General features: G+C 39.5%; 12 protein-coding genes and 1 tRNA gene. 6 read left to right on the top strand and 7 right to left on the bottom strand.

Annotated elements, in window-relative coordinates; genetic code table 11:
* Window positions 1-40 precede the first annotated feature (40 nt).
* From DQL14_RS03280 to DQL14_RS03260, 5 genes are all read left to right on the top strand, one after another.
* Complete coding sequence (locus DQL14_RS03280; RefSeq protein WP_108169807.1) at window positions 41-694, top strand: amino acid ABC transporter permease; 654 nt, start codon at window positions 41-43, stop codon at window positions 692-694.
* A gap of 2 nt (window positions 695-696) precedes the next feature.
* On the top strand, window positions 697-1,368 hold the full coding sequence (locus DQL14_RS03275) for an amino acid ABC transporter permease (protein ID WP_108169806.1): 672 nt from the start codon (window positions 697-699) through the stop codon (window positions 1,366-1,368).
* A 1-nt stretch (window position 1,369) separates the two neighbouring features.
* A complete protein-coding gene (locus DQL14_RS03270) occupies window positions 1,370-2,116 on the top strand; it encodes an amino acid ABC transporter ATP-binding protein (protein WP_108169805.1) in 747 nt (248 codons plus the stop codon).
* Window positions 2,117-2,164: 48 nt separating this feature from the next.
* Window positions 2,165-2,998, top strand: coding sequence for a transporter substrate-binding domain-containing protein (locus DQL14_RS03265; RefSeq protein ID WP_108169976.1), 834 nt, complete (start codon window positions 2,165-2,167; stop codon window positions 2,996-2,998).
* Window positions 2,999-3,118: 120 nt separating this feature from the next.
* Complete coding sequence (locus DQL14_RS03260) at window positions 3,119-3,670, top strand: hypothetical protein (protein WP_108169804.1); 552 nt, start codon at window positions 3,119-3,121, stop codon at window positions 3,668-3,670.
* Window positions 3,671-3,939: 269 nt separating this feature from the next.
* On the opposite strand, the gene DQL14_RS03255 is transcribed toward DQL14_RS03260, so the two are convergent.
* The 7 genes from DQL14_RS03255 to DQL14_RS03220 all read right to left on the bottom strand — a co-directional run bounded on the left by DQL14_RS03255 (window position 3,940) and on the right by DQL14_RS03220 (window position 12,833).
* The gene (locus DQL14_RS03255) at window positions 3,940-5,163 is read right to left on the bottom strand and encodes a sugar MFS transporter (RefSeq protein WP_078262788.1); all 1,224 of its coding nucleotides are present in this window, start codon (window positions 5,161-5,163) and stop codon (window positions 3,940-3,942) included.
* Window positions 5,164-5,291: 128 nt separating this feature from the next.
* Window positions 5,292-6,599 carry an NCS2 family permease gene (locus DQL14_RS03250; RefSeq protein WP_050841764.1) on the bottom strand — a complete coding sequence of 436 codons (1,308 nt, stop codon included), beginning with the start codon at window positions 6,597-6,599 and terminating at the stop codon, window positions 5,292-5,294.
* A 457-nt stretch (window positions 6,600-7,056) separates the two neighbouring features.
* A complete protein-coding gene (gene hopQ, locus DQL14_RS03245; protein ID WP_108169803.1) occupies window positions 7,057-8,982 on the bottom strand; it encodes a Hop family adhesin HopQ in 1,926 nt (641 codons plus the stop codon).
* Window positions 8,983-9,443: 461 nt separating this feature from the next.
* On the bottom strand, window positions 9,444-10,145 hold the full coding sequence (gene deoD, locus DQL14_RS03235; RefSeq protein ID WP_078215706.1) for a purine-nucleoside phosphorylase: 702 nt from the start codon (window positions 10,143-10,145) through the stop codon (window positions 9,444-9,446).
* Window positions 10,142-11,383: a phosphopentomutase gene (locus tag DQL14_RS03230; protein ID WP_108169801.1), complete on the bottom strand. Its 1,242-nt coding sequence runs from the start codon at window positions 11,381-11,383 to the stop codon at window positions 10,142-10,144. The genes deoD and DQL14_RS03230 overlap by 4 nt, the downstream gene beginning before the upstream one ends.
* 11 nt (window positions 11,384-11,394) lie before the next feature.
* Complete coding sequence (locus DQL14_RS03225; RefSeq protein WP_108169800.1) at window positions 11,395-12,651, bottom strand: NupC/NupG family nucleoside CNT transporter; 1,257 nt, start codon at window positions 12,649-12,651, stop codon at window positions 11,395-11,397.
* Window positions 12,652-12,755: 104 nt separating this feature from the next.
* Window positions 12,756-12,833: transfer RNA gene (locus DQL14_RS03220), tRNA-Met, on the bottom strand.
* 184 nt (window positions 12,834-13,017) lie between these two features.
* On the opposite strand from DQL14_RS03220, the gene DQL14_RS03215 reads away from it, so the two are divergent.
* Window positions 13,018-14,310 (top strand): MFS transporter, encoded by a 1,293-nt coding sequence (locus tag DQL14_RS03215; RefSeq protein ID WP_331837377.1) that lies wholly within the window; start codon window positions 13,018-13,020, stop codon window positions 14,308-14,310.
* Window positions 14,311-14,314: the final 4 nt, after the last annotated feature.

Below are 14,314 nucleotides of genomic sequence, written 5' to 3'. Positions count from 1 at the left end.
ATGATGCTTTAAAGCGTCATTCATTTTAAGGTATAGCGTTATGGCATTAGATTGGGATTTTATGTTTCACTCCATCCCTGCGTTTTTTAAGGGGTTAGAACTCACGCTTTATATTTCTTTCTTTGGGATTTTGCTCTCTCTTTTGGTGGGGTTTTTGTGCGCGATCGTTTTGTATTTTAAAACGCGCTTTATCTCCCCTATGGTCTATATCTATGGCGAAATCGCCAGGAACACGCCCCTACTCATCCAGCTTTTCTTTTTGTATTACGGGTTGAATGAAATCGGTTTGAGCGCTTTAGAGTGCGCGATTTTAGCGTTAGGGTTTTTGGGTGGGGGGTATATGAGTCAAAGTTTTTTGCTTGGGTTTAAAAGCTTAGCTTCCATTCAAAGAGAAAGCGCTTTGAGTTTGGGGTTTGGCCCTTTGAAAATGATGTATTACATCATTCTGCCTCAAAGCTTAAGCGTTTCTATGCCTTCTATAGGGGCGAATGTGATTTTTTTACTCAAAGAAACTTCTGTGGTGGGCGCGATAGCCCTAACCGATATTATGTTTGTGGCGAAAGATTTGATTGGCATTTATTATAAAACGACTGAAAGCCTTTTGATGTTAAGTGTTGCTTATTTGATCGCTTTGCTCCCTTTAAGCGTTTTGTTTGTGATCTTAGAGCGTTTCTTTAAAAAGAAAGTGGCTTAAAAATGGGAGTTTTACTAGAATTAGACAACCTTAAGCGTTTGTTAGAAGGGTTTGAAATCACTCTTTTGATCGCTCTTAGCTCTGCGGTTATTTCAATCATTGTCGGGATACTTTTGGGGAGCTTGATGGCGTTTGGCTCTAAAATAATGGTTTTGGCGTGTCGTGTGTATTTAGAAAGCATTCGCATTATCCCGCTTTTAGCATGGCTTTTTATTGTGTATTTTGGGTTAGCGAGCTGGTTTGATTTGCATATTAGCGCGGTTTTAGCGAGCGTTATTGTTTTTAGCTTGTGGGGTGGCGCTGAAATGATGGATTTAACTAGAGGGGTTTTAACTTCCGTGAGCAAACACCAAGTAGAAAGCGCTTTGGCTTTAGGCATGGATTCAAAAAGGGTGATTTTTAATATTATTTTCCCTCAAAGCTTTTTGTCTTTACTGCCCTCAAGCCTTAATTTATTCACGCGCATGATTAAAACCACGGCTTTAGTCTCTCTCATTGGAGCGATTGATTTGTTAAAAGTGGGCCAGCAAATCATAGAGCTTAACCTCTTACGCATGCCCAATGCGAGCTTTGTGGTTTATGGCGTTATCTTAATGTTTTATTTTAGTTTATGCTATAGTTTGAGCCTGTATAGTTCCCATTTAGAAAAAAAATTCCAACACATTAGAGGGTAAAATGAGAGTGATTTTAGAAACCAAAGGGTTAAAAAAAACCTATCAAAACCATTTGGTTTTAGACGGCATCAATTTCACTTTAAATAAGGGTGAAGTGGCAGTGATTTTAGGGCCTAGCGGGTGCGGGAAAAGCACTTTTTTAAAATGCCTAAACGGGCTTGAAAAGATTGATGAAGGTGAAATCCTTTTTGAAAACGCTAACCTTAACACCAACGCCACTAACTGGAATCAAATGCGCCAAAAAATAGGCATGGTGTTTCAAAATTATGAATTGTTCCCGCATTTAAATGTGCTGGATAATATCTTACTCGCTCCTATGAAAGTGCAAAAACGATCCAAAGATGAGGTCATTTCTCAAGCCATAGAGCTTTTAAAACGAGTGGGTTTGGAGCATAAACAACAAGCTTACCCTAAAGAATTGAGCGGCGGGCAAAAACAGCGAGTAGCCATCGTGCGTTCTTTATGCATGCGGCCAAAAATCATGCTTTTTGATGAAGTAACCGCCTCTTTAGACCCTGAAATGGTTAAAGAAGTTTTAGAAGTGATTTTAGAACTAGCCACAACGGGCATGAGCATGGTGATTGTAACGCATGAAATGAAATTCGCCCAAAAAATCGCTCATAAAATCGTGTTTTTTGATAGCGGTAAAATCGCTGAAGAAAACAGCGCTAAAGAATTTTTTAACCACCCAAAATCTCAAAGAGCGCAAAAATTTTTAGAAACTTTTCATTTTTTAGGGAGCTGTTAAATAAAGTTTGCTAAAAAGATGGTTTTAATTTCAAAAAAAGGCGTTTTTATGAAAACAAACGGGCTTTTTAAAGTATGGGGGCTGTTTTTAGTTTTAATCGCTTTAGTCTTTAATGCATGCTCTGATAGCCATAAAGAAAAAAAGGACGCTTTAGAAGTCATTAAGCAAAGAGGGGTTTTAAAAGTGGGGGTTTTTAGCGATAAGCCTCCTTTTGGCTCTGTGGATTCTAAAGGGAAATATCAAGGCTATGATGTAGTCATTGCTAAACGCATGGCCCTTGATTTATTGGGCGATGAAAATAAGATTGAGTTTATTCCTGTAGAAGCTTCAGCTAGGGTGGAATTTTTAAAAGCCAATAAAGTGGATATTATCATGGCTAATTTCACGCGCACTAAAGAAAGAGAAAAAGTCGTTACTTTCGCTAAGCCGTATATGAAAGTCGCTTTAGGGGTGGTTTCTAAAGATGGGGTCATTAAAAATATAGAAGAGTTAAAAGATAAAGAGTTGATTGTGAATAAAGGCACGACAGCGGATTTTTATTTCACTAAAAATTACCCCAATATCAAACTTTTGAAATTTGAGCAAAACACAGAAACTTTTTTAGCCCTTTTAAACAATAAGGCTACCGCTCTAGCCCATGACAACACTTTATTGCTCGCTTGGACAAAACAGCACCCTGAATTTAAATTAGGCATTACAAGCCTTGGCGATAAGGATGTGATCGCTCCAGCGATTAAAAAGGGCAACCCTAAGCTTTTAGAATGGTTGAACAACGAAATTGATTCCCTCATTTCTAGCGACTTCTTAAAAGAAGCTTACAAGGAAACTTTAGAGCCTGTTTATGGCGATGAAATCAAACCGGAAGAAATTATTTTTGAATGATTTCTTTAGGCCTGATTTCTTGACAGGGTGCGTTTTTGTTGCTAAATTAGCAATTTTGTGATCTTTTTGTTTTTCATTTTGGGATATATTTGTTTGATTTTACATTGAAAGGATTTGTTGATGAGTTGTTTTTATAAGCGTTGTTTGAAATTTTCATTAATTGGATTGCTAGGGCTTTTGAGCGTTCAGCTTCATGCTAGGAGTTTTATTGATGGGGATTTAGACATTCAAAAATTCAGCTATGAAGATTCTCTGCTTAAAAAGGGAGATCCTAATGGTGTGCATAAAGTGCAGGTGCGAGATTATAAGGGCAAAATGCAAGAAGCTGAGATCCACTCAGAAATACGCATCGCGCTTAAACCGGGGGTTAAAAAAGAAGTTAAAAAAGGCAAGATTTATAGCGCTCAAATCAATGATGGTATGTGCTATGCTTTTAGAATGCTCCAAACCGGCGATAATACCACAGGCCTTGATTCTAAAGAGTTCCCCAAGCAAAGTCGTGAAAAAAAGGGTCGTGTGATCACTTTAATCGGTCAAAATGAAGTGCCTTATCTTATTTTAGAGACGGATTGCCAAGTGGGTGATATTGCAAAAATCTCTTTAGTGGGTAATTTTGATGGGACCGGGTTTCTTACGGAATATAAATTCAAAGGCGCTAAACCCATTTACTAGTCTTCTTTTAGCTTCATTCTTAAAATCTCTTAATCTTTTATAGTTAGGGGATTTTTTTATTCATTGGCAGTGTTTTTGATCGCATCTTAAAAATTTTAAAAACCCTGTTTGTGTTTTTGTCTCAAGTTGTTAAAAAAGCTCTGTCCTCATCAAATACTGACAAATAAAACCTTTTATAGAGTGCTTGCTTGATTAAAGTCAAGTTCTTTATTACTGATTTTTAAAACAAGATAAAAGAAAGGAAAGAAGAAAGAAACCCCCCCTTTTTTTTAGGAGTTTTCTTCTTGCTTATACCCTTTAAGCGCAAAGAAGAGGATATAAAAATAGCATAACAACGGCACACCATAAGCGTAGAGCAAATTTGATTCGGTCGCTGTGAGCATGTCTGTAACCGCACCTTGAATGGGGGGGATTAACGCCCCTCCTACAATCGCCATGCTAATCACCCCAGAAGCCTTAGAAGTGAGATGCCCTAAATTGAGCGTAGCCAAAGAAAAGATGGTAGGGAACATGATAGAGTTGAAAAAACCCACAAAAGTCAGAGCGAATAAAGCGATCTTGCCTCCAATGATAATGGCTAAAGCGATGAGAACAATAGAGCTTAAGGCATTGAAAGCCAAGTATTTATTAGGGGCAATTTTATTCATCAACACACTGCCTAAGAAACGGCCCACCATCGCGCCTCCCCAATAATACACCAAGTAATGCGCGCTTGATTGAGGGTCTAAATTCAAAAGCTTTTCAAAGCTTAGCACCAAGAATGAGCCAATCGCCACTTCTCCCCCCACATAGAAAAAGATCCCCAAAGCCCCAAAAACAAAGTGTTTGTGCGAAAACAGGCTTTTTTGCGTCGTTTCTTTAGGCATTTCTTTTTCCACATCAGGCAATTTCAAAAGATACATCACAAGGGCTAAAATGAGCGAAAACACCGCCAAGCCCAAATAAGGCATTTGAACGCTTTTAGCGTCCGCTAGTTTGTCTATCAAACTTGCATTATCGCCCATTTTAGTCGTGCTAAAAATCAACAAGCTCCCAAAAATAGGCCCTAAAGTTGTGCCAAGCGAATTGAACGCCTGGACTAAAACCAAGTTTCTGGCTTCTTTACCTTTAGAAAGCAAGGTTACAAAGGGATTACCAGCGGTTTGCAAGCACACAATCCCACTCGCTAAAATAAACAACGCTCCTAAAAAAAACCCATAAGAGCCAAAATGCGCCGCCGGATAAAACAACGCGCACCCCGTCGCTGTGATCACAAAACCAAGCACCACGCCAAAAGGGTAGCCGATTTTACTGATCACATTCCCAAAAACGCCTCCCATGATGAAATACGCCCCAAAAAAGCAAAATTGAATGAGCGAAGCTTCAAAATAGGTCAAGTCAAAAATGGGTTTTAAATGTGGGATTAAAATATCGTTTAAAACCGTGATAAAACCCATTAGAAAGAATAGCGCTGTCAAACTCCCCAGCGCCAAAGTGTTAGAAGTTTTTTGCATACCTTCTCCTTTTTTATTGAGTTGATATAATAATAATGATATTACAATTATTTTAAGATAATAATCTGTCTAAATAAAGAAAAAGAGGCATGAAATGAGTAAAAAATGCAAAGCCCCTTAAAAAGAGCTTAACGAAAGATAAATACAGAAACAGAAATGATGCAGAGAATGATAATGCCCGAATTGATGGCTTTGAAGTCTTTTTGGACTAGTTTGATGATACTATAAGACAAAAAGCCAAAGGCTAAGCCATCGGCAATGGAGAAGGTTAAGGGCATCATCACCACGGTTAAAAAAGTGGAAACGCTAATGGCCATGTCTTTAAAATTCACCCCCTCTAACACGCTAAACATCAAAACCCCTACTACCACTAGCACCGGATAAATCGCATTGCTAGGAATAGCTTTTAAAAGAGGCAAGCAAAAGAGCGTTAAAACAAAAAATAATCCGGTAAAAACCGCTGTAAGCCCTGTGCGGCCCCCCTCTTCAACCCCACTCGCACTCTCTATAAAAGCCGTCGTGGTAGAAACGCCCACCACCGCGCTCCCTAAAGAAGCCACCGCATCCGCTTCCAAAGTCTTTTCCAATTCCTTGTTTTTTTCTTCATCATTGAAAAAATCAGTCTTGTGGCCAATCCCTGCAAGCGTGCCTAAAGAATCAAACAAATCGGTTACAAAAAAAGTGATGATGACTGGCACTAACGCTAAAGTGAAAGCCCCACTCGCATCAAAAAAAATGCCCTTAAAATCTAATTGAAAGGCGATAGGGCTAATGCTAGCGGGCATGGAAAAAAATTCGCTAGGGTAAGGGGCTAGCTTTAAAACCCATGCGAGAATGGAAGTGATTAAGACTGCTATAATGAAAGAACCCCTGATTTTGAGCGTGTAGAGTGCGAAAGTTAGAATGATCCCCACAACCCCCAATAACACATGCGGATCGCCAAAATCGCCTAAGGTTACAAGCGTAGCCTTATGGGTAACGACAATATGCATTTCTTTAAGGCCAATAAATGCGATAAAAGCCCCTATCCCCGCGCTCACCGCACGCCTTAAATCGCTAGGAATGCTTCGCATGACCCAACTTCTAAATTTAGTGAAAGACAAAATCACAAAAATCGCTCCCGAGAGCGCTACGATGCCTAAAGCACTTTGCCAAGGGAGTTTTAGCCCTTGAACTAACCCGAAGCTAAAATAAGCCGATAACCCTAAGCCCACGCTCATGGCTATGGGGGTGTTTGCCCACAATCCGTTAAACACACTCGATAAGATAGTGATAATGGCCGTTGCGCTCAAAAGGGCTTCATAAGGCATGTTGGCGTGAGAAAGGATAAGAGCGTTTAAGGGCACGATGTAAATCATGGTGATAAAAGTCGTTAAACCCGCTCTAAACTCGGTGGCAATGTTAGTGTTGTGTTCTTTAAGCTTGAAAAACCCCATGTTAGATAACTCCTTACTATTTGGTATAGATTAATTTAATAAGGGGCTTTTAGGTCATGCTAGCGCTATTTTATTTTAAATTGCCTTAAGACGCTTGATTGTGTTGTTTCAATCAAGAAAAGTGAGTAAAAAACCCTTTTTTTAGAAAAACTCCGCTAAAAAATAATCGTTTTAACGAAAATTGCAAAAAGCTCATCTTGTAAGATAATTTCACTCTTTAATGGTTTTTGAGAGCGTTTTTTAAATTTGAAAAGATTGTTGTAAAACAAACGCCCCATAAGAGCGATTATGGGGATAAATTCTAAAAAGGAGTTTGCCATGGAAAACTAAAAATGGCGGAAACATTATACCTTAAAATTTCTTTTTTAGGGTTTAATGATTGTTTTTTGAAAATTTTTAGCTTTAGGGGTTTTTTAGAAGTTTAACCCCCCCCCTTTTTTTTTTAAAAAGAGAGTTTTTAATAGGCAAACACATAATTGAGATACACGCTATAAAGCCTTCTATATTCTAGTTTGGTGTCTAGAAAAGAATAGTAATTCGTGTTAATGGTAGGGATTTTCACGCCCAATTCCATGCCATGTTGAGCCGCATGATGACTATCTTTTTTCTTAGGTCTAGCGAGATTGGTTCTCAAGCCTAAATTGAATAAAAATTGGAAGTTAGCCGTATTCACTTTAGCGCTATAGACATTGCTGACGGTTTTTAAATTCACAAATTGAGAATTAAGCCATGAAGTCCCTGCTAAGGCGATGCCTCCAAAAAGCCCAAAAGAAATCTGGTTATTCTTGCCTAAGAAGTTGGTGTTTTTATCGTTGATGAAATTAAACAATAAATCGCTGCCCACCCCATAAGTCCAAACATCAGAAGCCGAGTTAAAGAAATTGGATTTGATATAGGCGTGGTTGTAATCAAAGAAACCATAATACCTTAACCCCCATCTTTTCTTTTCTCCAAAAAATTGCTTATAACCCACTTGCACCCCAAGACCATTCAAGGCGCCGTTATTCGTGGTTGAAGAAGCGATCATGCCCATATTCCTAAAAGGGTTGTTGCCAAGTTCTTGAATAAGGGTGTTGGCTAGGTTTTGCGCTTGATTGATTTGAGGCGTTTGGTTGTTAAAATCAGCGGCGCTTGTTTTTAATGAAGTTAGAGTTTCTTCCACGCCTGCGCACCCGTTCCCCCAATTGTTCTTTTGATTTTGCATTGTCATATTCGCGCTGCTTATAGCGCTCGCATCGCATTTCCCTATGTAGTCTTTAAGATAGCCTGAAGAAAGTTTGTTAAAATCGCTCTCCACTTGATTGGCTAGTTTTAAAATTTCTGCTTGAGATTGCGCGTTTTTGAGCATTTTTTGAGCTAAAGCCGTAAGACTGCTAGGGGTGTTAAGGTTGAGATTATGGGGTTGTGTGATATTTTTTGGTTGGTTGGCGCTGAGTTGTTGGGTTTCTTGAACGATTTTTTGCGCATTATTAATCATGTCTGAAGCGGCACTAAACTCCGCACCAAAAGTCGCGCATGAATTTTTGCCGCCACCGGCTGTTTGCCATAAAGGGGTGTTTGTAGTAGCTGTGCCACTACTTCCACTACTAGATTTCGCTATCAACATGGGGCAATAATCTTTAAGGGTATTGACAATCGTTTGCGCTTGAGTCAAAAGATTTTGCGCATCATTAGTCGTATCAATAACAGAAGTTGTCGTTTTAGTTTGATTATCTTGTTGATACTTTGATGTGGTTACATGCGCTTCTAATTTTTCCCCTTTGCTATTTAAAGGAGCAAGCCCGGCTTGTTTTAAAGCTTTTGAAAGGATTTGATAGGCTTCATGGATGGCTTCGTATTGGTCAATAGATAGAGAAACATTTTTGTCTGCTTTTAATGTATTTGTGCCGCTAGAACTATGAGTGCCATTACTATTTGTGCTCCCACCGCAATTGATTGTAGTGCCGTTGCCATTCTCATCGGTGTAGTGGAAATTTTTTTGATTGTTTTCGCCTGGACTTTTGGTATAGCCTCCGCATATGACCGCATAACCCATGCTATTCCATAGCCCTAACACCGATCTCAACGCTAAAAGCGTGGCTTGATAGGCAGGGGAATTGGTTGTCCCACCGGCTAAAGTTTTTGCGCGTTCGTTCAAATTATTAACCGCTTGGTTGATCGCTTGCGCGCTTGTCTTTGAGTTTGTGCCATTATCGTTGGTTAAAAGCCGGCTTAATTGTTCATAAGCGTCTGAAAGTTTTTGCACCTTGTCGGCGTTTTTCACTTTTTGAACCGCTTCACCGATTTGATAACCCACGCTTAAAAAAACGCCGTTGTCTTCAGCATGGAGCAATGATGACGCAAGAGTTAGAGAAAGCAAAATTGTTTTTTTCGTTTTTTTCATAAAATGTCCCTTTAAGTAATGTTTTATTGTAAAAAATGTATCAAAATGAGAATTTATTTACAATGCGTTTAATTTTATCATAAATTTATTGGATTTCAAAAAAAAGTTTTAGGGTGTTTTGACGCACTCAATCAAGCTTGTAAGAGTGTTTTTATTTAATTGGGATTTGGTTTTAGAAAGATTGTTGTAAAATAAACACCCCCATAAGTCGGATTATGGGGATAAATCCATAAAAGGAGTTTGTCATGGCTACCAAAACATGGCAAAAACTCTTGGAGAACATTATACCTTGAAATTTCGTTTTTGGGGTGTAAAGTTGTTGTTTTATTGAAGCGGTAGTTTTGTAAAACGAAGTTTCTGTAAAACGATAGCTTTTGTTTTTCCAAAGTTCCCTTAAGGCTTTTTAGCTTTAAGGGTTTCCTTTAAATTTTATCCTTAACTTATGGGGGCAACAAAAAAGGCTAACTCATCATCTCTAAAGCCAGAATTATCATGTTATCAAAGCTTTCTACCCTTTCTTTAGGGCTTAAGGCTTCTTTAGTGATCAAGTGATCCGAAACCGAGCATAAGCATAAAGCCTTAGCGTTCAATTCCATCGCCGTGGCGTATAACCCTGCCGCTTCCATTTCAATAGCCAAGTGGTTGTATTGGGCCATCAAATCAAAAGCATGCGTTTCAAACGAATAGAAAAAATCGCTTGAAAAGATATTACCCACTTTCAAATCAATACCCAAACGCTTTGCTGTTTGATACGCTCTTAAACTCAATTCAAAATCAGGCGTTGCGCTCAAATCGTGGTTTAAAAAACGCACCCGATTGGTTTTAGAATCCGTTGAAGCTCCAGTCGCCATGATAATGTCTTTCAGGCCAACTTTTGGGCTAATCGCCCCGCAAGTGCCAATCCTTAAAAGCTCTTTAACCTGATAGGTTTTAATGAGTTCGGTTACATAAATCGTGCATGATGCAATGCCCATGCCATGCCCCATTAAAGAAATCCCCTTACCCTTATACTTCCCGCTAAAGCCTAGCATGTTACGCACATTCGTGATCTCTTTGGCGTCTTGTAAGAATTTTTTCGCAATGTAGCTCACCCTTAAAGGATCGCCGCATAAAAGGCATTGAGGATAAAAATCGCCGATTTTGGCGTTGATGTGAGGAGTCATGGTTGTCCTTTAAAGTTTAATAAGTTTTTGCCATAATCTAAAGGGCTTAATCCCAAAAAGTGAGCGATACTTTGCCCAATATCCGCAAACGACTCGCTCTTGCCTAAAAAGGCTGGTTGCAAGTCTTTATGATAGAACAAAACAGGAATGTATTCTCGTGTGTGATCCGTGCCTTTAAAGCTGGGATCGCACCCATGATCGGCGCAAAGAATGAGCAAATCGTTTTCCCTTAAATTTTCTAAAATCTCTTTTAAACGCGTATCAAAATACTCTAAAGCGTTAGCATACCCGCTAATATCGCGCCTATGCCCATAATCGCTATCAAAATGCACAAAATTCGTGAAAATCAAGCTGTTGTTTTTAGCGTTTTTGACTTGATCTAAAGTAACATCGCATAATTCCATCAAACTACCGGCTTTGAACTTTTGAGTGATCCCCACATGAGCGTAAATATCAGCGATTTTTCCAATGCTAATGACTTCGCCTTGTTTTTCTTCAATGAATGTTTCAAAAAGCAATTTTTTATGGGGCTTTATCGCATAGTCTTTGCGATTAGCGGTGCGTTTGAAATCCTCTCTATTGGTGCCAATAAAGGGGCGCGCGATCACTCTGGCGATCTTTAACGGCTCTAGAATTTGAAACACTTCTTCACAAAGAGCGTATAAGTTATCCAGCCCAAACTTTTCTTCATGCGTAGCGATTTGAAACACCGAATCCGCTGAAGTGTAAAAAATGGGGTATAAAGTTTCTAAATGCTTTTCGCCTAAATCTTTAATGATTTCTGTCCCTGATGCGTGGCAATTCCCTAAATAGCCCTTAATCTTAGTTTTACGCACAATTTCATCTAAAATTTCTTTAGGAAACGAATGGATTTTGTCTTTAAAATACCCCCACTCAAAAAGAACGGGCACGCCCATCATCTCCCAATGCCCAGAAATCGTATCCTTAGCACTAGAAAGTTCTTTGGCATAAGCGTAAGCCCCTATTAAATTAGGTTTCAATTCAAAGCCTAAGGGCAATTCATTTGTAGCTTTTAAAGCGCTCAACCCTAAACCCAAACTCTCTAAATAAGGCAGTTTCAAAGCCCCATTGCGATCGTTAGAATCAGCTAGGTTGTTGAAACAAGCCTTAGCGATATTGCCTAAAGTGTTCGCCCCCAAATCGCCAAAATCCTTAGCGTCTTCACTAGCCCCTATACCAAAAGAATCCAATAATAAGATTACCACTCTTTTTTGCATGCCTTGTCCTTTTAATTGGTGCTTAACCCTATGAATAACCCGGCGATAGTCGCGCTCATGAAATTAGAAAGCGTGCCTACAAGCACCGCTTTTAAAGCAAGCCTTATAATGAGATCCTTCTTTTTAGGCACTAAACTGCCAAGCCCTCCAATGAGCATAGCGACTGAGCTTAAGTTAGCAAACCCGCACAACGCAAAAGTGATGATCGCTTTAGTTTTCTCGCTCAAAACTAAAGGAGGGTTATCGCCCAAATAAGGCAAAAATTGCATATAGCCCACAAATTCATTGAGCGCGATTTTAATGCCTATGATTTCTCCGGCAATCCCGGCCTGGCTCCACGGAATGCCTAGCATAAAGGCTAAGGGTTTTAAGAGCGTGCCTAAAATCAACCCTAAAGACAAATGTTCCATGCCTAAAACCCCCCCTACAACCCCTAAAAGCCCGTTAATGAGCGCGAGCATTCCCACAAAGGCTAAAAGCATCGCTCCCACATGCAAGGCTAAATTTAGCCCTGTGCTTGCCCCATTAGCGATAGCTTCTATGGCATTGACATGTTTTTCTGCAGAAACATCTGCATGGCTAGAAATGGCTTCGTTTTGCGGGTAAATGATTTTAGCGAACAACAAACCCCCAGGAGCGGACATAAACGAAGCGGCGATTAAATAAGGCAAAGGAATGCCCATGCTCGCATACCCGGCTAACACAGGCCCCGCAACGCTAGCCATGCCCACGCACATGACCGCAAAAATCTCTGAATCGCTCATGCTTTTCAAATAAGGTTTAATGACTAAGGGCGCTTCTGTGTGCGCTACAAAAATATTAGCCGCTGCGCTCATGCTTTCTGCTTTAGAAGTGCCTAAGCATTTTTGCAACGCCCCACCGATGAGATTGATAAATAAAGGCATGATTTTTAAATAATATAGAAGTGAAATCAAGCTAGCAAAAAAGATAATGATCGCTAAAACATTGATCGCAAAAATAAACCCCCCTATCCCTTGATCGCCTTTAGCGTTTGGAGCGAGATTGCCAAATAAAAAACGCACCCCCTCATAGCCGTAAGAAATCACGCTTTGTATGCCGCTGGCTAAGCCTTGCAACATTTCCCTACCCAAAGGCACATATAAAGCCAACGCCCCTAAAGCCACTTGAATCACAAAGGCGCTGACAATCGTGCGATAATTAATAGCCCTTTTATTGCCAGAAAACACCCAAGCAATAAGAAAAAGCACCGCCATCCCTACAACACTAAAAAGAGAGCTAAAAATCATCGTCAAATCCCTAATGTAAGAAATTAAAAGATGCAAGGCTATTGTAGTTTAGGTTTGCTAAAAAAAAGATTAAACGGATATTAAATGGAGGTTAAATCAAATCATGGTGTCAAGAGGGGGACTTGAACCCCCGACCTCCGGCTTATGAGACCAGCGCTCTAAACCAGCTGAGCTACCTTGACACAAGCGATTTTATAAAAAATAAAGAATGAGATTATACAAAAAATTTTCTTAAAATTCCATTAAAATTACATTAAACTTTTATTATCAATCCTACTTCCCTAAATTAATGATAAAAATTAGATATTTTCTTGTAGAATAACCCGCATGTTTAAGAAAATTTTTCCATTAGCGTTAGTGTCGTCGTTGCGGTTTTTGGGGCTTTTTATTGTTTTGCCGGTCATTAGTTTGTATGCGGATAGTTTCCATTCAAGCAGTCCCTTACTCGTGGGGTTGGCTGTGGGCGGAGCGTATCTTACGCAAATTGTTTTTCAAACCCCCATGGGCATTCTTAGCGATAAGATAGGCCGTAAAGTGGTGGTTATGGTGTGCTTGCTGTTGTTTTTAGCTGGCTCGTTAGTATGCTTTATAGCGAATGATATTGTTTGGCTCGTTATAGGGCGCTTCATTCAAGGCATGGGGGCTTTAGGGGGGGTTGTTAGTGCGATGGTAGCTGATGAAGTGAAAGAAGAAGAGCGCACCAAAGCGATGGCCATCATGGGAGCGTTTATTTTCATTAGCTTCACTATAAGCATGGCGATAGGCCCTGGGGTTGTGGCGTTTTTTGGGGGGGCAAAATGGCTCTTTTTACTCACGGCGATCTTAACTTTATTGAGTTTATTGATGCTTTTAAAAGTCAAAGACGCCCCTAAAATTTCTTACCAGATCAAAAACATAAAAGCTTATCAACCCAACTCTAAAGCCTTATATCTTTTGTATCTAAGCTCTTTTTTTGAAAAAGCGTTCATGACGCTTATTTTTGTGCTGATCCCTTTAGCCTTAGTGAATGAATTTTATAAAGATGAAAGCTTTTTGATCTTGGTGTATGTGCCTGGAGCCTTATTAGGGGTTTTAAGCATGGGAATAGCGAGCGTTATGGCTGAAAAATACAACAAGCCTAAAGGGGTGATGCTTTCTGGCGTATTGTTGTTTATTGTGAGTTATTTGTGCTTGTTTTTAGCCGACTCTAGCTTTTTAGGAAAACATTTATGGCTCTTTATTCTTGGGGTGGCGTTTTTCTTTATTGGCTTTGCCACCTTAGAGCCTATCATGCAATCTTTAGCGTCCAAATTCGCCAGAGCAAATGAAAAAGGCAAGGTTTTAGGGCAATTCACTACTTTTGGCTATTTAGGGAGCTTTGTTGGGGGCGTGAGCGGGGGGTTAAGCTACCATCATTTAGGCGTTTCTAACACAAGCTTAATCATTGTAGCTTTAGGGCTTATTTGGGGACTATCGCTCTTTTTGCTCAATAACCCTTCCAAGCAAAAAAATGTCTATTTCCCCTTAGACGCTTACAATGAGGAACAATTTGAAACTTTAAGGGACAAAATCATTGAATGGTATGTTAATATTAGCGAAGAAATCATTATTGTGAAATATAATTCCGATCACATTAGCGAAGAAGAAATCATTCGCTTAGCGCAAAACTTTAGAAAATAAAACA

The organism is Helicobacter pylori NCTC 11637 = CCUG 17874 = ATCC 43504 = JCM 12093, assembly GCF_900478295.1.
Taxonomy (GTDB): domain Bacteria; phylum Campylobacterota; class Campylobacteria; order Campylobacterales; family Helicobacteraceae; genus Helicobacter; species Helicobacter pylori.
This window is presented reverse-complemented; position numbering and strand designations above follow the sequence as displayed.